Source organism: Prosthecobacter sp. (assembly GCF_044236155.1).
Taxonomy (GTDB): domain Bacteria; phylum Verrucomicrobiota; class Verrucomicrobiia; order Verrucomicrobiales; family Verrucomicrobiaceae; genus Prosthecobacter.
The window spans coordinates 74,250-93,818 of sequence record NZ_JBIIHA010000001.1 but is presented as its reverse complement, the minus strand read 5'-3'; the positions used below and the strand labels follow the sequence as shown (position 1 = coordinate 93,818).

The 19,569-nt window shown below is 59.5% G+C and carries 23 protein-coding genes; 6 read left to right on the top strand and 17 right to left on the bottom strand.

All coding sequences use genetic code 11. The features are described 5' to 3' along the window. Positions 1 to 843: 843 nt before the first annotated feature. From ACILSE_RS00470 to ACILSE_RS00445, 6 genes are all read right to left on the bottom strand, one after another. Complete coding sequence (locus ACILSE_RS00470; protein WP_395715369.1) at positions 844 to 4,242, bottom strand: PVC-type heme-binding CxxCH protein; 3,399 nt, start codon at positions 4,240 to 4,242, stop codon at positions 844 to 846. Positions 4,243 to 4,271: 29 nt separating this feature from the next. Then, positions 4,272 to 4,553, bottom strand: a complete 282-nt coding sequence (locus tag ACILSE_RS00465; protein ID WP_395715368.1) for a DUF2442 domain-containing protein — start codon at positions 4,551 to 4,553, stop codon at positions 4,272 to 4,274. 23 nt (positions 4,554 to 4,576) lie between these two features. Continuing rightward, on the bottom strand, positions 4,577 to 4,771 hold the full coding sequence (locus ACILSE_RS00460) for a DUF4160 domain-containing protein (RefSeq protein ID WP_395715367.1): 195 nt from the start codon (positions 4,769 to 4,771) through the stop codon (positions 4,577 to 4,579). Positions 4,772 to 4,846: 75 nt separating this feature from the next. Then, positions 4,847 to 5,299 (bottom strand): very short patch repair endonuclease, encoded by a 453-nt coding sequence (locus ACILSE_RS00455; protein WP_395715366.1) that lies wholly within the window; start codon positions 5,297 to 5,299, stop codon positions 4,847 to 4,849. A 90-nt stretch (positions 5,300 to 5,389) separates the two neighbouring features. Then, positions 5,390 to 5,977 carry a hypothetical protein gene (locus ACILSE_RS00450; RefSeq protein WP_395715365.1) on the bottom strand — a complete coding sequence of 196 codons (588 nt, stop codon included), beginning with the start codon at positions 5,975 to 5,977 and terminating at the stop codon, positions 5,390 to 5,392. A gap of 20 nt (positions 5,978 to 5,997) precedes the next feature. Further along, positions 5,998 to 6,228, bottom strand: coding sequence for a hypothetical protein (locus ACILSE_RS00445; protein ID WP_395715364.1), 231 nt, complete (start codon positions 6,226 to 6,228; stop codon positions 5,998 to 6,000). A 226-nt stretch (positions 6,229 to 6,454) separates the two neighbouring features. Between ACILSE_RS00445 and ACILSE_RS00440 the strand changes: the two genes are divergently transcribed. After that, positions 6,455 to 8,386: a PKD domain-containing protein gene (locus ACILSE_RS00440; protein ID WP_395715363.1), complete on the top strand. Its 1,932-nt coding sequence runs from the start codon at positions 6,455 to 6,457 to the stop codon at positions 8,384 to 8,386. 209 nt (positions 8,387 to 8,595) lie between these two features. Here the strand turns inward: ACILSE_RS00440 and ACILSE_RS00435 are convergent, their stop codons facing one another. From ACILSE_RS00435 to ACILSE_RS00415, 5 genes are all read right to left on the bottom strand, one after another. Beyond that, positions 8,596 to 9,144, bottom strand: a complete 549-nt coding sequence (locus ACILSE_RS00435; protein WP_395715362.1) for a YaeQ family protein — start codon at positions 9,142 to 9,144, stop codon at positions 8,596 to 8,598. 102 nt (positions 9,145 to 9,246) lie between these two features. Then, entirely contained in the window at positions 9,247 to 9,540 is a 294-nt protein-coding gene (locus ACILSE_RS00430) for a type II toxin-antitoxin system RelE/ParE family toxin (protein WP_395715361.1), read from the bottom strand. After that, a complete protein-coding gene (locus tag ACILSE_RS00425) occupies positions 9,537 to 9,788 on the bottom strand; it encodes a type II toxin-antitoxin system ParD family antitoxin (RefSeq protein WP_395715360.1) in 252 nt (83 codons plus the stop codon). Before ACILSE_RS00425 ends, ACILSE_RS00430 begins: the two co-directional genes overlap by 4 nt. Beyond that, positions 9,785 to 10,393, bottom strand: a complete 609-nt coding sequence (locus ACILSE_RS00420) for a carbohydrate porin (protein ID WP_395715359.1) — start codon at positions 10,391 to 10,393, stop codon at positions 9,785 to 9,787. Before ACILSE_RS00420 ends, ACILSE_RS00425 begins: the two co-directional genes overlap by 4 nt. Next, positions 10,336 to 11,067: a PEP-CTERM sorting domain-containing protein gene (locus ACILSE_RS00415; RefSeq protein ID WP_395715358.1), complete on the bottom strand. Its 732-nt coding sequence runs from the start codon at positions 11,065 to 11,067 to the stop codon at positions 10,336 to 10,338. The genes ACILSE_RS00420 and ACILSE_RS00415 overlap by 58 nt, the downstream gene beginning before the upstream one ends. A 267-nt stretch (positions 11,068 to 11,334) precedes the next feature. On the opposite strand from ACILSE_RS00415, the gene ACILSE_RS00410 reads away from it, so the two are divergent. Both ACILSE_RS00410 and ACILSE_RS00405 read left to right on the top strand, forming a co-directional pair. Beyond that, a complete protein-coding gene (locus ACILSE_RS00410; RefSeq protein WP_395715357.1) occupies positions 11,335 to 11,913 on the top strand; it encodes a hypothetical protein in 579 nt (192 codons plus the stop codon). 696 nt (positions 11,914 to 12,609) lie between these two features. Further along, entirely contained in the window at positions 12,610 to 13,149 is a 540-nt protein-coding gene (locus ACILSE_RS00405; RefSeq protein WP_395715356.1) for a DUF2726 domain-containing protein, read from the top strand. Positions 13,150 to 13,251: 102 nt separating this feature from the next. Here ACILSE_RS00405 and ACILSE_RS00400 read toward each other — a convergent pair whose 3' ends face one another. From ACILSE_RS00400 to ACILSE_RS00390, 3 genes are read right to left on the bottom strand one after another with little or no spacing between them, the layout of a single operon-like run. Continuing rightward, a complete protein-coding gene (locus ACILSE_RS00400) occupies positions 13,252 to 14,169 on the bottom strand; it encodes an NgoMIV family type II restriction endonuclease (protein ID WP_395715355.1) in 918 nt (305 codons plus the stop codon). After that, complete coding sequence (locus ACILSE_RS00395) at positions 14,166 to 15,203, bottom strand: DNA cytosine methyltransferase (RefSeq protein WP_395715354.1); 1,038 nt, start codon at positions 15,201 to 15,203, stop codon at positions 14,166 to 14,168. The genes ACILSE_RS00400 and ACILSE_RS00395 overlap by 4 nt, the downstream gene beginning before the upstream one ends. Next, positions 15,200 to 15,427: a helix-turn-helix domain-containing protein gene (locus tag ACILSE_RS00390; protein ID WP_395715353.1), complete on the bottom strand. Its 228-nt coding sequence runs from the start codon at positions 15,425 to 15,427 to the stop codon at positions 15,200 to 15,202. The genes ACILSE_RS00395 and ACILSE_RS00390 overlap by 4 nt, the downstream gene beginning before the upstream one ends. 107 nt (positions 15,428 to 15,534) lie before the next feature. On the opposite strand from ACILSE_RS00390, the gene ACILSE_RS00385 reads away from it, so the two are divergent. Next, positions 15,535 to 15,762 (top strand): hypothetical protein, encoded by a 228-nt coding sequence (locus ACILSE_RS00385; RefSeq protein ID WP_395715352.1) that lies wholly within the window; start codon positions 15,535 to 15,537, stop codon positions 15,760 to 15,762. 869 nt (positions 15,763 to 16,631) lie between these two features. Here ACILSE_RS00385 and ACILSE_RS00380 read toward each other — a convergent pair. The 3 genes from ACILSE_RS00380 to ACILSE_RS00370 all read right to left on the bottom strand — a co-directional run bounded on the left by ACILSE_RS00380 (position 16,632) and on the right by ACILSE_RS00370 (position 18,165). After that, positions 16,632 to 16,901: an NgoMIV family type II restriction endonuclease gene (locus tag ACILSE_RS00380; protein ID WP_395715624.1), complete on the bottom strand. Its 270-nt coding sequence runs from the start codon at positions 16,899 to 16,901 to the stop codon at positions 16,632 to 16,634. Positions 16,902 to 16,994: 93 nt separating this feature from the next. After that, the gene (locus tag ACILSE_RS00375; protein ID WP_395715351.1) at positions 16,995 to 17,420 is read right to left on the bottom strand and encodes a DoxX family protein; all 426 of its coding nucleotides are present in this window, start codon (positions 17,418 to 17,420) and stop codon (positions 16,995 to 16,997) included. Between the two features lie 31 nt (positions 17,421 to 17,451). Further along, the gene (locus ACILSE_RS00370; RefSeq protein ID WP_395715350.1) at positions 17,452 to 18,165 is read right to left on the bottom strand and encodes a hypothetical protein; all 714 of its coding nucleotides are present in this window, start codon (positions 18,163 to 18,165) and stop codon (positions 17,452 to 17,454) included. Between the two features lie 664 nt (positions 18,166 to 18,829). On the opposite strand from ACILSE_RS00370, the gene ACILSE_RS00365 reads away from it, so the two are divergent. Further along, positions 18,830 to 19,048: a hypothetical protein gene (locus tag ACILSE_RS00365; RefSeq protein WP_395715349.1), complete on the top strand. Its 219-nt coding sequence runs from the start codon at positions 18,830 to 18,832 to the stop codon at positions 19,046 to 19,048. Next, on the top strand, positions 19,045 to 19,464 hold the full coding sequence (locus ACILSE_RS00360) for a putative toxin-antitoxin system toxin component, PIN family (RefSeq protein ID WP_395715348.1): 420 nt from the start codon (positions 19,045 to 19,047) through the stop codon (positions 19,462 to 19,464). Before ACILSE_RS00365 ends, ACILSE_RS00360 begins: the two co-directional genes overlap by 4 nt. The last annotated feature ends 105 nt before the right edge of the window (positions 19,465 to 19,569 follow it).

Sequence of the window (19,569 nt, the reverse complement as noted above, 5' to 3'; positions counted from 1 at the left end):
GGTGCTGGCATAATTGAAATTAGCTTGGCCCAGTTTCAATACCCCGTAGGCAGCCCCCGGAGTCCCCGCCGTGTCTTCGAATTCGACGATCAAACCCTGGTTGCCCGTCAGCTTGGCGTTAATCCTCGCCACATGGTCCGTAGTCAGCGCTGAACTCCCTATCAGTTTCACAGTCGGAGGAGAAGTCCCTCCGAAGTTCAGCGTGTTGGCTTGGGGTGTCAGGCCTGATGCCGTCAAGTTGAAGTCAATTGCGGCACCCGTCTGGGCCTCTATTGTGAGTCCCCCTACTGAAACAGCATTCGTGAGAAATACGGAGGAAGGAGGACCGTTGGTCGTGTCTCCAAACTTGGCAGTATCGTTGTTGGCATTATTCCAGACAGATGCACCACCTGCCCCCCAGTTCGCAAACGTTGTGTCCCAGTCTCCAGAACTGATAGGCGAACCTCCTGGATTCCACAAAACCGTCGCTCCACGCAGTGGCGTGACGACTTGCATGCTAAACACCAGAACGGTCATGAACCATCCGAGCAAGAGGCGGTTTCGGCGGAGTGTTTTCATCGAAGTGAAGAGGCGGCGGGAGAGAGACTAAAAAAGTAGCAACAACAGGGAAAAGCCTGACGGGCGTTTACTGTGACAAAGCGCCGCACAAGGGCATCCAAATCGGACTTGGAATCAGTTGGGCGACGATGAAAGGGCGGTGCATGAGCGATCTTGTGAACAAAACCTGAAATCTTGCCGCGTTGAGACAAGATTTCCGGCCATTGCGTTCACAGAATAGCGAAGTTGCTCGCCCAGCGTCAACGCAAATACATGGCCCATACCAATTTTCAGATTTCCCAAGCCTCACGGCACCGCCACAGCGGCGCCTTCTAGGAGTTCCACGCGGAATGCGGCCAAATCCCCGGCATCACGAGTGATGAGCACGCTGATTCGATGAGTTCCAGCACCCAAATCGAGCGTCTGCTGGCTGCTCAGTTCCTTCAACTCCGTCCCGTCCACCGCCACCACGATTCCCTTCACCGAGCTGAAGCCCAGCTTCACTTTCCCGGCGGCGTCCAGTTTCAGCCCGAATTGGGCGATTTTTGGAAACCACGGATACATCCGCTGCGCGGCCGGAATGTCAGCCAGCGGAAGGTCGCCATTCACTTGGCTAAGCGAGATCTGCCAGGGGTAGGGATGGTTCTCGTCATTCAGGGCAAAGCTGCCCACGTGCCGCACATGATCGATGTCCTTCTGCTCCATCTTGCCCATGACCTTCCAGGTGCGGACGTAGCGGTTCGGCTGCGTTTTGAAGGCCCCTTCCCGGCCCAGCTCACTCAAAAAGCGCACCAGATCGACGAACTCGTCCTCCCGCAGGCTGGCGGTCAAACCGGCCGGCATCATGCTTACGGGACTCATCTGGCGGCTTGCCACGGCGGATTTGGCCACTTTCACGATCTGGTTGGCCGGGTCACGAATCGTCAACTCATCCGCACCGTCGTTCACGAGGCCGCCGGAGACCACGCCGCCGTCTATTTTGCTCACGATGATCATGTGATAGCCCTCTTTGATTTTCTTGCTCGGCTCCAGCAGACTCTCGATGAGGTAATCGACCGGCGCGGAGGCGCCGATACTGACCAGGTTCGGCCCCAAAATGCCGCCACTCTGTCCGATTGCGTGGCAGGTCATGCACAAAAGCTGCTGGCGGCGATACACGGCCTCGCCGCGGACCGGATCGCCGTTTTTCTTCACTTTTTCGACCATCGCAGTCATTTCTTCGGCGGTCAGCGGCTTGTCCATCTGCTTCACATTGCCGGCCTTTTTGAGGGCTTCGGCCAGCGGTCCCTGGATGCCACGCGTGCTGACCATGCGAATGCCTTCCACGGCCACGAGGTCAGGAATCGTCTTGCCAGCCAACTCCTTCGCCAGCACGCCCGGAAGCTGCTTGTTCTTCAAAAAGGCACCCAAAACCGGTTTCGCGGCCCCAACCTCGGCGGTGGCCAAAAACTCCACGGCACGCTTCGCAGCCAGTTGCGGCCCCACGGAGGTCAAACCGTCGATCATGAGCGATTTGAGGCCCAAATCGGTCGCTTCGACGAAAAGCTTGTCGAAGAGGTCACGCGTCTTCACGCCGCCGAGGGCCGTTAGGCCGCGGGTGGCACCGTCGCGGATCGCCGGGATCGTTTTCGGGTCAGTCAGCAGGCTGGCCAGCTTCTCGCGGGCCGGTTCCACCTTCCAAAGACCGGCCAAAATGGCCGTGCGATGCACGACATGCGGTTCCGGACGGGCAAACCAGGCCGTCACGGTCTCCGCCGCGCCTTCCGGCACGATTTTCCGATCTGTGGCCGCCTTCACGAGGGCGTCCTGAAGGCCGATGTAGTGCGGGGCCATTGCCGCGTCGTTCACCATGTCCACCATCACTTTGGCCTGGGCGGCGTCCGCCGCGTCGCCCGCCATCGCCAGCACAGCGGCGGCATCTTCCGGGCTCAATTTGCCTGCTTTCAGCGAGGCAAAGAGCGGCGGCAGGGCATCCGAGCGGCTCGTGCTCTTCATCGCATAGACGAACTGCTTCGGGCGGTCCTCCAGCTTCAGCTTGCCGCTCACCACGGCGGGCATCCAGACCTCCGCCTGCTCGCGACAGGTGAGTTCCAGCAGGAAATCGAGGTTTTCATCCATCGGCAGGTCCAGCACCCGCAGGGCCAGATTGATCGCCCCCGGCTTACGCATCTCCGCCAGCACCGCCACAGCCCACAGACGCACCTGGGCGTTTTCGTCCGCCACGGCCTTTTCGAGCACTTTCATCGCGTCTGGCAGTTCCTTCCAGCGATGGCTCAGAATGCGCAGCGCCGCCGCGCGGATGCGGGCATCGCTGTTTTCCCAAAGTTTCCGCCAAAGCGCCGCCGAGAAGGAATTCACACCCTCGCGAGCCCAGGCTGCCTCGAGCAAGGCATGCCCGTCAGTCTGCTGCGCCGCCCAGGCGTCGAGCTCCGCGGTCACTTTCACCGCGCCTTGATCCCTCAGCTCACGCTTCGCAAAGGTCCGCACATACTTGCGGTCGCTTTTCAGCATCGCCAGCAGCTCCGCCGTGCTCGCCCCGGCGATTTTCAACCTCGGACTCAGCGGACGGCCCTTCGCCGTCACTCGCCAGATGCGGCCGTGAACGAGGTCGCGACGCGGGTCACGGAAATCGACCTCTCCGTGCTGGATGATCGGATTATACCAGTCCGCGATGTAAAGAGCTCCATCCGGCCCCACTTTGACATCGATCGGGCGGAAGGCCCGGTGCGTGCTCGCCAGCACATCCGGCATCTGCTTGGCGATGTAGCTGCTGCCACTCGGCGTGAGGGTGAAACGGTTCACGCGATTGCCGCGGAAGTCATTCAGGACGAACGAACCCTGCCAGTCGGCCGGGAAATGCGGGTCCTCGATCACCTCCATGCCGCACTGCTTCGGCTGACCGGGGCTCAGGCCGTGCAGGATGCGCTTCGCCCCCGGCGACGTGGCGAAAACACTGCCTGGGAAGATGAAATTGATCCCTTCCCCGCCCGCGCCGTCGCAGGCAAAGCTCTGGCCCCAGCGGTCGAACTCAAAACCCCACGGATTGATCAGCCCCTTGCTGATGATTTCCGCCCGCCGCGTCTCCGGACGGAACTCCCAAATGCCGCCGCCCATCAGGCGACGCACCCCATACGGCGTCTCCATGTGCGTGTGGATGTAGATCGACTGGTTGAAGTAAAGCATGCCCTCCGGCCCCCAGCGGAAGGTGTGCAGCAGGTGGTGCGTGTCCTCCGTGCCAAAGCCGCTCAGCAGGATCGTGCGCTCGTCTGCCTTCAGATCGCCGTCCTTATCCTTCAAAAATAGAACCTCGGTCGAGTTCGCCACATAAAGACCGCCATCACCCGGCGCCAGTGCCGTCGGGATGTGCAGGCCGTCGGCAAAGGGCGTCGATTTGTCCGCCTTGCCATCGCCATCGGTGTCTTCCAGCACCACCACTTGGTCCTTGGCCGCCTCGCCCGGCTTGATGTGCGGATACGTCGTGCTCGACACGACCCAAAGACGCCCTTGAGCATCCCAGTTCATCTGCACCGGCTTCTGGATCATCGGCTCCGACGCGAAGAGATTCACTTCAAAGCCCTCGGGCACCACAAACGACTTCAACTCCGCATCCGGGTTCGCATCCGGCAGATCAGCGACCGAGGCAGGCTGCGATGCGAAAGCGAGGCCGCACCATCCGAGGGAAAACAAGGCAAGACGAGGGATCATGGGAGAGAGTCGGGTTCTTGAAAAGGTTATCAGGCAAAGGCAGCAGCGCGGCGCTTAGCCCGAGCTGGCTTGGGAAGGCGGACACCAAGGTCGCCCTTCAGAATGCCACGGATGGAGAGGTCTTCATCGAGCAAGGGCCAGTGGAGACCAAAGGGCGACACCTCGATCACTGCCAGCTTCGCCGTCGGCTGGCCTTCGAGACGCGGATTACCCGCCACAGGAAAGCTGAAGTCCAGCCCGCTGCGCATCTTCACCGACACGCGTCCACGCGCATACGAGGCGGTCAAAGGTTGGTCAATCAAAGTGCTCATGCCATTTGGAGATGATAAGGGGCCTATGCTCGCGGGCAAGCTCCTCCGCCCGCAGAATGTCCGTTGTTTTCATTCCTGCGGATTCGCGCAGCCGCAGCCCGTGGTTCGACCTCAAAAACAGCCTCACCACCGCCTTTGCGCACATGCACATGCAGCGGCTCATGGTCGTTGCTGTAAAAGAAAAAACGGAAGCCGTTCTTGGTGAAGACACTCGGCATGCGGGTAAAACAAAGAGCGTAGATTACGCCGCCACCGCGCCGGTTTGGCAAGTGTTCTCTCCACGAATTCTGTGCTCAAGCTCGCGCCAGCGCCCGCCGCAAGCGCGCCAGCAGCCGCTTCTCGCGTTGCTTCGCCAGTTCATGCTCCCACAGGCGCAGCACACGCCAGCCGGCCTTACGCAGGGCCTTCGTCACCGACACGTCGCGCGCGATGTTCCGCGCGATTTTTGCGTCCCAGAACTTCTGGCGCGACTTCGGCCGGCGAAAATGCTCCGGACAACCATGCCAGAAGCAGCCATCGACGAAGATCGCGACCTTCTCCCGCCGGAACACAAAATCCGGCCGCACCGCGCCTCTGTCATTCCGCATTCCGCCTTGCGAAATACTCAATCGAATCTGCCTCCGCCATCCGGTGACTCCCTGCGCGCGAAACACCGCCATCAGCCGCAGCTCGGTGCCCTTGTTCCCATGCGAGCGGATGCGGCTCATCACCTCGCTGCGCTTCGCTTTGGAAAAGACATCCGGCATGGAGAGGAGATCAAAAGCTGGAATCTAAAACATGAAAACGGAAACTCCCGCGCCTGCTGCTGCCAAGGAGACCCGGCGACCACGAACCCATCACCGCCACAGCAGCACCGCCGACGCATGCTCGCGGCAGAAGCGCTCGAACTTCGAGTGCGATCCGTTGAAGAGATTGCGGTCGCAGAAATGCCGCAGCGCCGCGCCGCCCCCGCTGCGCGTGAAGCCCGCTCCCACGTTCCCGGAAAACTCCGGATCGAGAAACGCCGTCTTCGGCCGCCCGCTGATGTCACCGCAGTACTGCCAGAAGGTCCATCTGCCGAACACACGCGGCATGCTGAAGCGCACCTGCGTGCCCGGCTGCTCGCCGTAACGCGGAATCCACAGGCCGCAGGCGCGCAGGACGCCGCGCTCCCCTCCCGTCAGCGCCTCTAGTTCGCGACACTGCCAGGCAAACTCGCTCGTGCCTGGCATCGGCACGCTGCAATACAGCAGCGGCCACGCGTTCGTGCGCGCCTTCACGATCCGCGCCGCGCGCGCCAGCTCGCTCCACGACACGCGGTCGCGGCCCTCGTTGTCCAGCACCAGCAGCAGCGGATACGCCGTCGTCCCGTTACGCCGCGCGGCCGCCGCCACCGTGCTCATGAACTGCGCGAGCTGCCCCTCAAGGCTCATGCTTCGCTTCATGTAGTGATAGGCACCCCACTTCAGGCCCGCCGCCCGTAATCGGTATCCGCCCGGCCGCCCGCCGTGGCGCGATGGATCATGAGCTCCACACCTGCCGTGCGCAGCACATCGGGCCGAACCACGCCGCCATCGTGACCAAAATCCACCGTGTTGTTCAGACACCGCCGCGCCGCATGCACCGACATTGTCTCCGTCCGGATCGGCGAGCAATTCGCCAGCAAAAACACCGCCCCGCCCACACAGAAACCCATGCATAGCAAATTCATCCCACCCGTTTAGCCGAAGCCGACACACGAGGTCAACCTCCGAGTCAATCCCCCGCCGCAAGCCGATAACCTGAGGTTAAAAATGGCACGACTCACCAGGATGCTTGACGGCAAGTCTTAATTTATGGTAATTATTATAAAGTTGGTTTTAACCACATCTTCCCATGCGCTCGACCATCCTTCACTCCCTCGCCTCTTCTTCTGCCTCTCCTTGGTCGCCTCTGCCCAGACCAACCACCGCGGCGAGGCCTTTCCGCAACAGAACTTCGGCCGAAACAGCCGAGCAGCAGAAATCCCCGTCCTGCTCGGCTCAAAACTGCCCCAAATCGCCGCGTGGTATTCCCAAACCGAAAAGGAGCTGAAGGATCTGTGCCAGAAGGACAAAACCCTCCGTATGGACCGCCAAGGCCGCCTCCATTACGTCTGCGAGGGCCTGCTCCCCCTGCAGAATGCCGTCGTCAAAGGCACCGCCACCACCGGCGGCACCACACCGCCCTCAGGCACCCTCTCCGTGACCGATACCTTCCTGCTGCACAGCAAGCCGGGGGCTTCCAAGGTCATTTACCTCGATTTCGACGGCCACACGACCAGCGGCACCTCCTGGAACAGCAGCTTCACCGGGGGCGCGAACATCGTCACCCCTCCCTACAGCGCCGACTCGGACAGAACCACCTACACCACGACCGAACTCGACAACATCTACTCCATCTGGCAGCGCGTGGCGGAGGATTTCGCGCCCTTTGATGTCGATGTCACCACCGAGGATCCCGGCCTTGAGTCCTTGCGGAAAACGACCACCTCCGACACCCAGTTCGGAATCCGCGTCTGCATCGGCGGCAGCAGCTACGACTGGTATGGCGCGGGGGCCGGTGGCGTCGCCTACTTGAACTCCTTCTCGTGGAACTCCGACACGCCCTGCTTCGTCTTCCCCGACCATCTCGGCAGCGGCAATGCCAAATACACCGCCGAGGCGGCCAGCCACGAGGCCGGTCACACCTTCAACCTCAGCCACGACGGCCAGACCAACATCACCGAATACTATCAAGGCCACGCCAACTGGGCTCCCATCATGGGCGTCGGTTATTACAAGGACGTCGCGCAGTGGAGCAAAGGCGAGTACCCCTCCGCGAACAACCTCCAGGACGACACCGCCATCATCGCCAACGTCGTCGGCTATCGCGCCGATCAGCATGGCGACACCATTGTGAATGCCACGCTGCTTTCCGGCACCTCCGTCAGCGCCAGCGGCATCATCGAGCGCCGCACGGACGCCGACCTCTTCGGTTTCACCACGGGCCCAGGACCGGTCAGCTTCAATGTCGCCCCCGCTCCGGTCTCACCGAACCTCGACATCCAGCTCGCCCTCTATGACGGCCTCGGCAATCTGGTCACCTCGGCCAATCCCAGCACCCTCGGCGCCTCCTTGAGCGCCACGCTTGCCCAAGGCACCTATTACCTCGCTGTCGATGGCGTCGGCACCGGCGATCCCCTCACCGCCTACAACGACTACGGCAGCCTCGGCCAGTTCAGCCTCACCGGCAGCATCGTTCCCGCGAATGGCCAGGCGCCCATCGCCGTCGCTGACAGTTCCGCGCCCACCACCGGCGTCGGCCCGCTCGCGGTGAACTTCTCCAGCGCCGGCAGCTACGATCCGGACGGCGGCATCGCCTCCTACAGTTGGAACTTTGGCGATGGGACCACCTCCGCCGAGCCCAATCCCGTTCACACCTACAGCACCCCCGGCACCTACACCGCCTCCCTCGTCGTCACCGACTTCAGCGGTCTCGCATCCGCTGCTGACACCGTCACCATCGTCGTTCAAACCAACAACATCCTCTACGTCGCCAACATCGCCATGAGCCTCAGCTCGACGAAGCAAGGCTACCAGGCCACCGCCACCGTGACCGTCCGCAATCAAAATGGCGTCGTCGTCCCCAATGCCACCGTCACCGGCACATGGAGCGGCCTCACCACCGGCACCGTCTCGAAAACCACCGGCCGCAACGGCACCGCCGCCCTCACCTCCGTCCGCACCAGGAACCGCGGCACCTTCACCTTCACCGTCACCGGCCTCACCCTGTCCGGATCCACCTACGCCCCCACGCGCAACGTTGAGACCACCGACTCCATCGCGACGCCGTGAGCTGAGCGGAACGCCCTCAAAATAACGCATCCATCCCCTCGCAAGGCCGCGCCATCCGCGCGGCCTTGTCATTTCCATCCACCTCTGGAGTGGCGACGATCCTTCGCCATGCCTCCCACCAAACCAAGAACCAAGAACCAAGAACCAAGAACCAAGAACCAAGAACCAAGAACCAAGAACCAAGAACCAAGAACGACGAACCAAAAACATCAAACCAAGCGCACCGGCACAACCTCCACGCTCTTCCCGCCGCCATCCACCGTGATCACCCCGTCCTGCACCGTGATCTGCAGCGTCATTGTGCGATCCACCAGCGCCCCGAGCGCCTGCGTCTGCTCCGGCGGGAGCTGCCACACCGTCAGGTTCCGCACCTTCGCCAGCTTCTCCGCCACGCCCGCCCACCACGCCGCCGCCGTGTTCGCGAAAGTGTACACCGTCACCTCCTTCGAGCGCCCGCAGGCCCGTACCAGCCGCTTCTCCTCCGGCTGGCCGATCTCGATCTCGTGCATCCGCAGGCCCGTCAGGTCGTTTCGCACCAGCGACGGCTCCTCCGGCTCAAACATGTCCTTCCCGAACTCCAGCGTGCCCTGATCGTTGTTCTCCGGCGTGTTTAGCACCCACGCCAGCAGCCGCACCATCATCCGCTCCGCCGTCTCCGACGGATGCTGCGCGATCGTGATCTCGTGATCCGCATACACGTTCCGGTCCAGATCGGAAAACGACACGCTGGCTTTGTGAATGGTTGCTTTGAGGGCCATGCGCGGAGGTAGGGGATGGTCAAGGTGTGGTCAAGCGGTCAAGCCCCAGCCCACCAAGTGATCCTACTCGAACTCGTCCTCGATTGCATCGCATCGCCAGGTTCATTGCAGCTCATGCACCGCGTCTCGTGCGCCATGCAGCACACGGACGACCTCCAGCGCCTCGCCTTGACGATACACAATCAAATAATTCTTCCTCACCGTATGGAACCACAGATCGTGCGCCGTCAGATCACGCCGACGATGGCCCAGTGACGGCAGTTCCACCAAGCGTTGCACCTCGGCGCGAATGTCCGACTCCAAGACATCCGCCGCCTCGGGATTGTCCTCCGCGATGAACATCCAGATGTCCTGCAGATCCCCTTGGGCAGCCCGGCTGTAAACCGGTCCCTTCATGCGCCCGCACGCCACCGCGCCTTGAATGCCGCCATCTCACCGCGGGACTGCTCATCGGTCAAAACACGGCCCTCATTCAGATCACGCAGACCTTCGTTTATCTTCACCGAGGCAGTGGCTTTCCAGCGTTCCTGCTGCCGCATCAGTCCCAGCGATTCCACCACCACCTCATCCGCATTGTCATACAGGCCGGAGGCGATCTTCTGGCTCACGAACGATTCCAACGAAGCGGGCAGCGTCACAGTCATGCTTCAGTGTCTCCACCAGCCTCAAAATTGTCAACCCTCAGGATGACCTGACTCGTGCTCGGCCTTGGCGCGTGATGCAGCCAAAACGACAGCGTCATCACCGCACCGAGCACCGTCGCCGTCGGAGCGCCGATTTGCGGGTGGTAGATGCGTTGCAGCGTCGGTTGCAGCACCATCCAGGGAGTGATCTGCGCCTTGTAAGTCAGCTCCAGCGCCGTCTCCGTGCTCGAGGTCGTGCCGCCTCCGGCACGCGCCGCCTCCACAAAACTGCGGCTGAAACGCGAATAGGTCACCGCCACGCCCCACTGGTCCGCCGTGCGAAAACCGCGTCCCGTGAAGCCGCCTTCCAGCGTCAGGTCCACCATGCTGCGGCCCGGATGAAACACCCGGCCCATGCGCGTGAAAAACGTCAGCCGGTCCGGCGCTTGCGCACCCAAGCCCGGCATCAGGGTCTGATCCAGCATCACGTAGGCGTGTCCGTTCCCATGCACCGGCAGACCCGTGGCGTTCTCCGTGCTCAGTCCCGTGTTCCAGCCCGCTCCCAGCTTCAGCATCCCCGCATATCCGGCAATGGAATGCTCCCGCGCCGGCTCCGCCGCAGACACACGGCCATCATCCCCAGCAGCAGAAGCGACGCACGCGCCGGCTCCGGCACCACTGGTGGCGGGATCTCCGGCCCGTCCACCGTCAGGGATCGCAGCGCCCAGTCCACGTAGAGATGCATCTTGTACGTGTCCGCGCCCCGCAGCGTGCTCGTGCTGCCCTGATACCCGCCCCCGTCGGCATAGCTGAAGGACTGCGAGTAAAAGCCCGTCGCCCCGAACATCACCGGGTCATTGTACAAATCCTCCCCGTTGAGCTGCGGCATGATCTCCATCGTTCCTCCCGCCCCCGCCGTGTTCGCCCACAGTTGGAAGGTGAGCGCATGGATGTCAAAGGCCGCCCCGTCCACCCGGCGCACCGTCAGGTTCGCTCCCACGCCTGTGTCCGGCCCCGTCGTGATCGCCTGCGCATGCAGCCCCGCAGGCCAAGACACCAGCGATGTGCGCCCGATCGGCACCGTCATCCCCACCCCGCCGGTGAACAGCTTGTCCATCGTGTAGGTGAAAAGATAGCCCTCGCTCTCGATCGTGTCCGCGTTCGTCGCCGACGACACCAGCGTGTAGCTCTGCGACCCGTCGAAGAACACCGTCGTCGCCGCCGGTGCCACGCCGCACGCGCCCAGCAGCCATCCCGCAACCACAGATCGGACGCCGGGGATGGAGGCAGCGAAGCGCATGCTCCACCAACGCCCCGCCCCGGCCCCACCTCCTCGCCTCCCTTGGCCGAAACCACGCCAATCCTGCCCGCATCCAAGAGGTCCGCCTCGCACTGCAACTACCACGCATCCAACTCCTGACCGTTTACTTTTTCCTCCCTGTCCCGCACCACCGTAATCTGCGCCACGGCACCCGGCATTACACGAACTCAAAGCCACACATTTAACATGGAGTAACCCGTTATTTACCTCCCCTAAATCACACATTTTCAGGATATTAGACCACAAGTGGCCAGAAACCTTCGACACGATCCGACCTCCGTCATCTATCCCAAGTACCCGCGCCGCGGGTGGATTGGTGTGGATCTGGATGGCACGCTCGCCACTCAGAGCCCCACACAGGAACACTTCAAGATCGGTCCCCCCGTGCCACACATGCTGCTACGCGTGCAGCACTGGCTGCGCACCGGACGCACAGTGAAAATCTTCACCGCGCGCGCTAACGACCCGTTCGAGGTGAGCAAGATTCACGAATGGTGCGAGCAGCATGGTCTGCCTCCTCTGGAAGTGACTTGTAAAAAGGACCACGCCATGATCGCCATCTGGGATGACCGCGCTGTCGGTGTCGTGCCCAATCTCGGCATCCCGCTGCTACCGCAGAAGTTGGGCCTTTGGAAGCGCCTCAAACTATGCCTGAACATCCTTTTGGGCCGCGCCTCCGGCATGAAGGCCGTCGGAGCCATCGTCAGCGGCAGAAGCACCTACGTCGTTCGTGATCACTTGCGTGACATGCTCGACCTCGGGACTTTCGAGGAGAACGGCGCACCCAAACGTCCCAGCACTGTCTTCGCTGAAACGCTCCAGTAAGCCAGCACCGCCCGCACTCCCCGAGGGCGGTTGGATTCCTTGTTTCCCAGCACCACCGCTCCCCTTGGGAAAGAATCTCCGGCATCCGCCTGCGAAATTCACGAATGACTTTGAACACGGCTCTGTTGAAAATGGCTTCTCGCGCCGCCTCAAAACACCATTGTTTAAGCTCAAAGACACCGTCCCTTTGAGGTCAAAGACACCATCCCTTGAGGTCAAACACACCACCCTTTGAGGTCAAAGATACCACCCTTTGAGGTCAAAGACGCCACCCTTTAAGGTCAAAGACACCGCCCTTTGAGGTCAAACACACCGTCCCTTGAGGTCAAACACACCACCCTTTGAGGTCAAAGACACCGCCCTTTGAGGTTAAAGACACCACCCTTTGAGGTCAAACACACCGTCCCTTGAGGCCAAACACACCACCCTTTGAGGTCAAAGACACCCCTCTGTTGGCTGACATCGACTCCTCTGCGGGCTGACATGCACCGTTATGTTGGCTGACATGCACCACCATGTCGGGTGACATGCACCTTTCTGTGGGCTGACATACACCCTCATGTCGGGTGACATAGACCCTTCTGTGCCCCCAAAAACGGCCTCGGAGGGCCAGAAAGCCCCGAAAATGCCCCTCAAAGGCCCATTGAAGCCACCCCAAAGGCTGTTTATATAATTTCCATAATTAAGTCTCTCGCCATGAAGTTGATCGCTCCCCTCCCAGGCACACAACTGCGCTTCCAAAACATCTACGCCTCCAAAGCCCTGCTCACGGACAACGAGGCCCGCTTCTTCAGCCTTCTGCACGAGCTCTCCCAAGGCCGCTGCCAGCTCTTCGCCAAGGTCAATCTGGCTGACATCGCCACCCCAGTCACCGGGTCCATCGGCGACCGCAACAAGATCGACAAAAAGCATGTCGATTTCCTCGTCTGCCGGAATGAGGACTGGATGCCCATGCTCGCCATCGAGCTCGACGACAGCAGCCACGACAGCAAAAAGCGCCAAAAGGCAGACAGGGACAAAAACGACATCTTCGCCGCCATCGGCCTGCCACTGCTGCGGCTGCCTTTGGACGAGATCGATCAGCATGAGGAACTCATCCGCCAGCTTTCCGATGCCTGGCACCAGCGCTGGCACATCCTCGAGACCGGCCTCCCGCCTCCCAAGGCCAAACCCACCCGCAAACCGCTCTGGAAGCTCTGGACCCGCAAGGACGAGGCTGCCCCCTCCGCCGCCTGAGCGCCCCAGTGGAGGGCGGGAACACAATCCGGCCCTTTTCCCAGGTGAAGCGGCCATCCCTGGCCGCCATTCATCCGTGATCTCCGCGTTTTGCTCTGAGGGTTAGATCACGAGATCAAGCGGCAGGTCACTGATGTCCCGCAGGCGCTTCCCATTCACCAGAGTGTTCAGGTCCACGAACTGATCGCTCTCCACTCCGCCCGTTTGGTCTTTGACGGCCTCCAACAGTTCCGCGAGCGCGATGTGATAGACACAGTCAAGGTCACTTGTCCCCAAGGCAAGTGAGGCGATCCGTGAAGGGAGAGGCTCAGCAGTTACAGCAACAATATGAGGCACACGCCCCTTGCGGTTACGAATAAGGTTAAGCGCTTCGCTTCGTGCGTTTTGAGCTCGATCACTGCGAAGTGTCCATTTGCATGAAACGCTCGCATGCAGAATCACCGTTTCGTGCGGAACCGGCTTACCTTTAACAAATCTAGTTTTAACACCGTGGTTTTTGGCACGCAAAGATGTGTGCCGGGCGCTTTCGTCATCAACAATGGTCGATACAGCATTAATCCTTTCATCTGGTTCTGGACTCCGAAGCACTACAACATCGGGGGTGATCAAATAATCAGAGCCTAAGGCAGCAGCGAGGTGAGGGTCTGCCTCAATCACCTCACGGAGCTTTCGCAGATGCTCGTATTGCTCGAAGTTTGAGATTTCAACGCTTCCACCCGTTGTTTGATCTGAAACCTCCCATGAACCCGGGCGCAAATGGCCCAGTTTGAGGAAAGTGTTCCTCAAAAAGTCTGCTACTGCAGATTCAAACTCCTTTCCCGATGTCTGGCCCGCAGCCTTCACTGAAGTGGAGGCAGAGCCAACAGCCTTTACCATCTGTTGGGCTATGCCAATGCTTTGTTTACTGCCTTTGTCAGCAATGTTTGGAATGCCATCCTTGTCGATAGTGAGGATTCCGTCTTTAAGGAGGCCGCGATGAAATTCTTGGCGCGCGAGGGATATGAGAGAATGGGGATTCATCTTTTGGACTTTTTTCGAGTTCCCGTGATGTATTTCTTTGGTTCGTCGAGAAGACGCTCTTCAAAAGCTGTGTCCGCGCTTGCCAGCATATCCTTCCGTGAATGTTGAATTGCTCTTTTGATCGCCCGCCCCATTGCCTTTGCCACAAGTGGCGGGAACGCATTCCCGATTTGTCGATAAGCGGCTGTCTTCCCGCCAGCAAACTCCCAATCGTCAGGGAAACTTTGAATACGGGCCACCATGCGCAGCGTCAGCCGCGGATGAGCGCCGATTGGGAAGTCTTTAGGTGGAGGAGCATTTGCAATCCCCATGCCATCTACTCCGAGTTCCTGCCATTGCCGCTTTGCGCGTGTTGGACCAAGATCCGGTCCTCCGTGCAACTTAGATCCTCCAACCAAAGTTGGTGCGATGGCAGCCGCTTTTTGTGCCCAAGCTTCCGCGCCCAGCCACCCATCTGCCTGCATTAAGTCCAACAGCGTTTCTCCAACCAGCCGCATGTTTTTATTTGGGGCAGGCCAACGAAAGAATTCAGCATCTATCGGACGCAGAGCGACGAGCACAAATCTCGGACGAAGCTGAGGCACGCCAAAGTCTGATGCGTTAAGGACGCGCCACTCTGGCTGATAACCGAGCTTGCTGAGTTTAAGTAAAAGTTCATTTCGATAATCTTCAAACTTCGCCGAGGCGAACCCTGGCACGTTCTCCAACATGACTGCACGTGGCTTGATCTGTTCCACAAGTGAGAGAGCGGTCGGAAACATGTCCCGTTCATCATTTGCTCCACGTTGTTTGCCCGCGATGCTAAAAGGCGGACACGGCACACCACCTGCGAGCAAATCCACTTCTCGATATGGAGTGCCGTTAAAATCGCGAATATCTTTATGAATAGGATGCCATTGCGGGCGATTTTTCTGTAAGGTCTCACAAAACCGAGCTTCGTATTCAACCACCGCTTCGTGATCAAAACCGGCCATTTCAAGCCCGAGAGCCTGACCGCCACCGCCCGCACATATTTCGACAGCGCTTAGCTTCACGCTTTCACCCCCTCAAAAAGGCTGCCGCTGTTCATTCCAAGCGCCTTGGCGATGCGCACGATGCTCAGAAGGCTGGGGTTCCGCACCCCTCGCTCAATACCGCTGATGTAAGTGGGATCGAGATCGGCCTTTTCGGCGAGGGCTTCTTGAGAGAGGCCCTTTTCAGTTCGGTGTTTGCGGACGTTCTGCCCGAAATGATCAAGGGCACGGTGGCGGGAGGACATGCCGCCACCTTGGACGATGAGTCTAGGGACGATGAGTCAAGTCCAGGCCCGGCACAGGCGGCGGGCAGTGTCCAGTCAGTGCCAGTTCCAGAGGAAGTCTCCGAAACGTGCGCGGCTTGAAGCGGGCGGCTCGATCCGCATGGCGACGAGTCGTCGCCACTCCCGAGGCGGAGAAGCTGCGGAGCCGTGAAGCGAATCTCCGCGCTCCCCGCCGCGGCGGCCGGGTCCACCTCCAGCGGCAGCAGCGCCGCCCGCACATCCGCCTCCTTGTTCTGTTTCATCCCGATCGTCGTTTCGATGTGGTGCAGGCCGTCGGCCAGATCATGCGCCAGTGAGCGCAGGACCTACAGATTGTCAGGGGTGGCATTCGAGTTCATGATGCGTTTTCCTTTCTTCAATGACAGAGGGGCGGCAGGTTGGGGCGATGCCGGCCCCACGTAGCCCGGATCGCCCGGCTCCAGCACGTAGGAAGAATCCCCCCCAACGAGCATTGGGATCGTCCAAACCAATGGCGTCATCCCAGCGCAGGACTCGCATGGCCAGCGGTTGGTTGGCCTTCTCCCGCCGTGCGCCGCCCATCGGCACCGCAGGAAAAGGAAAAACTTGGCGGGCAGGACGTCTCCCCGGCCCGGGAAAAAGAAAATCTTCCGGCCAGGAGCGACTCCAGAGGCCGGAAAAAAAATCCTGAGGCCCTGAGCGCCTCCACTGCCCCGGAAAAACAAAATCCCGAGGCTCCCGGCCTCTCCACACCGCAAGAAAAGCCGCCACCTGACCCCAAGGAACCTCCCGCATCCCAAGAAAAACGGTCACCTGAGCCCTCCCGCCGCTCCTCAGCCCAGGAAATCCCCTTTCCCGAGGCCCGGCCCCACCCCACCACTCGGGCAAAACCACGTTCCGAGCCTTTGACCCGGTCTTTATACTGCCATCAGCTTAGGCCGAATAAAGCGCCAAAAAGGTTTGGCGGGAGCAAAGTCATACTGGAGGTCACAGCATTCATTCTTGCATGTTTTCATCCGTTCCATGAATGAATTTAAGCGTTTATACCCGGAATGAAGGTTTGACTCCAGCCTATTTTTCGTCCGCACCGGCCGTGTTTCGTCGGCCATTGAAAATGAAAGGCTTCGGGGACTCAAAAAATCACTGCCGCGCTGCCCAAAACCGGCCCCAGTCTTCAAATCGCGAGATCCAATGGCAAATCCGCAATTTAACGCAGCCTCTTGGCGGAAATTAGCATTTCCAAATCTTGATCCTGCTCGCTCCGCCGTCCCTCCATGCTTTCGCTCACAGCTCCTCGAAGCTCCGGCAGCGCAATGTGATAAACACAGTCCAGATCACTGCTTTCTCGGGCGATCGAAGCAATACGTTTGGGCATCGGCTCGGAGGTAACAGCAACGATATGCGGGACGGGGCCATTACGATTTCGAATGAGATTCAGAGCTTCGGTTCTTGGATTCTGACGACGGTCGCTTCGAATCGTCCATCTACATGAGATGCTGGTTATGCATGGTATCCTAGGTTCACTGGTCTCAGAGAGATCCTGGCCACTGTCGGCGCAGGCAAACCGCCGTCAAACGGTGTCCTGTCGGTCCCATGCAAACCGTCCGGGGCCCATAATGGATATGGCGAAAGCGCCAATAAAGTAGAGGAACGCAAGTTCTCCCGACTGCTCCCCCACAAAGCTAGCTCCATGCACCATCACAAAAGCCACCGCCATAGTGAAGGACAGAGCAGCAGCAGCCAGCCTAGTGAAAAGCCCCACGATCACGAGTAAAGAGGCCACCACTTCGACAAAAACTGCGAGCGCCAATGTTTGTCGGGCATCCAGGCCAAAGAGAGGCAGAAAATGGGACGCCTCCTGCTCGTAATGGGCAAGATAAGGCAAACCATGATTCAAAAGCATCGTGAGACCAAAACCCAAGCGCAGAATCAACAGGCCTATGTGATGACACAAAGATACGGAGAGCAGAGAGTGTGTTTTTGTGGGACGGCGCATGAAAGGGCAAACCAGCTATCTGGATACGGCATCAAAGTCCCCTTGGATGACGCGGCATGAATCCTGTGACATTGCGGGAGCTTGTCCGCCAGCGGGGCCCCTCGGCCACTCGCCCGCCTGAGGTGTCAAGACGCAACCCACAGATGGTGATGAAAACATGATGGCCAGGTTTCACCCACAGAGTGATGTAACGCCCCTGCCCGGCCTCGCCATATGATGCTAAAAGCGTTGAATTAAGCACCTTTTGTAGCAAACCCGCCTTGATGAGCATGTAAGAGGTTGAACTGGAACAATCGTAACCCACATCCTCGAGTCTTCGATGCCCACCGCCAAGCATATAAGGCTTATCTTGGAGCACATTTCCGGCGTCTATAATTCGATGCACCGCAGCTGGCAAAGTGCTCAGACCGTATGCACAGCCTCCACGAATGATGATAGGCGTCAAACGGGATGTCTCCGCCATGGAGTATAAAGTCTGCTTTGGCGGCTCTGAAATCGCCTTAACCTCGTAAGGAGCAAACTGTTGATAATAATTCGACCACTGCTGCTGCTGTGTCTCATAATGTTTCCACTGCCAGGCGAGCGACACTGCTGATTGATGCTGCGGATTACGCGCCGCGACATCTGAATAATAACTGACCCATTGCGCCGCACGCACGGCCTCTGTAGCATGATGATGGGAAAGGCGTAAAGCTTCAGTAGAAGCCATCTGTGAAAGTGCTGGGGTAGCAATAAGCATGGCCATGATTGCTGGCCGCCATTTGAAATAATAACTCCATCTGTATTTCACAGATGCTAAATTTCACAATCATCTGACTGAAATGGTAACCAGCGTTAGTGGTAACCCATTTTTGATTAATGGGTTAACCCTATTAGTCGCCAGTACCTTCAGCGATTAGTTGCCGAACTAATTGAATATTACTTTTTGCTGCCTGCACCAAACGACCTCGGAAATTTAGAATACTGAAGTCTGAGCTAAGACGGGAGAAGACCTTACCATGGCTGCAAGCCTTCCGCTCACCAGTGAACTTTCACAACTTCATAGCGAGCAAGTTGAGGTGATGAACGGATGTATATTAAAAAACAGCTGCGTATGAACCACGAAGCGAGCCAACAGGGCAGCGCTCGCAGCCAAAGTGATGCCTCAACTCTAAAATACAAACTACCGCCCTAGTCTGAGAAGGCCTTCAAGACGTGAAGCGCGACTCCATGGTGAAGACTCGTCGCCACTCCAGAGGCGGAGAAGCGGCGGAGCCGCGAAGCGAATCTCCGCGCTCCTTTTCTCCCAGTCTCCCAGTCTCCCAGTCTCCCCTTCTCCCTGTCTCCAAGTCTCGCCCTCTCCCTGTCTCCAAGCCGCCGCCGCTCAACAGGCTCTTGCACCAGCATGACCAAACGGGCATAATCCGGTCATGAGCACGGCTGTTTCAATGCCCGAGGTCATGGACCGTCTGCAACGCCTGTCCCCGGAGGACATGGCGGTGATCGAACGCGTGCTCACGCAACTGGAGATCAACCGGACGGTGGCCGAGCTGGACGACCTGACCGACGACCTGCGCGCGAACGGCCTGATGGAGAGGCTGCCCGGGATCATCCACGAGGTGCGGGAACGTCATGCCGCCGGGACGTGACCATCGTCCTCGACACGAATGTGGTGATCCGCATGTTCGGACGGCAAAGCACGCTGCGGCGGCTGATGGAGGCCGTCAGCTATGGGGAGATCAGCGTGGCGCTGTCGCCCGCCATCTGGCTGGAGTATGAGGAGGTGTGCCAGGAGCTGCGGAGCCCGGGGCACTGGGAGAAGCTGCAAAAGCTCTTCACGCTCGTCTCGAACGCGCACGGGACGATCATACACACGAACCCGGCCTTCCGCTTTCAAACCATTCCATCCGTCCCTGATGACAACGCCTTTGCGGACTGCGCCATCGCCGCGCATGCCTATTTCATCCTGACGGATGACGGCGATTATCAAACGCTGCGAAACGCCGGCTATAAACCCCAGCCGATGAGACCGGAGGAGTTCATCGCCCGGCATCTGAAGCCCTGAGGAAGCGAACGCTTCATCCTTCGCAGAGGCTTCGAAGAATGGGAGGGCGGCCGGGCTCCCCTTCCAAGACTCCACCACTCCATCACTCCAGCATCCCAGGCGGCA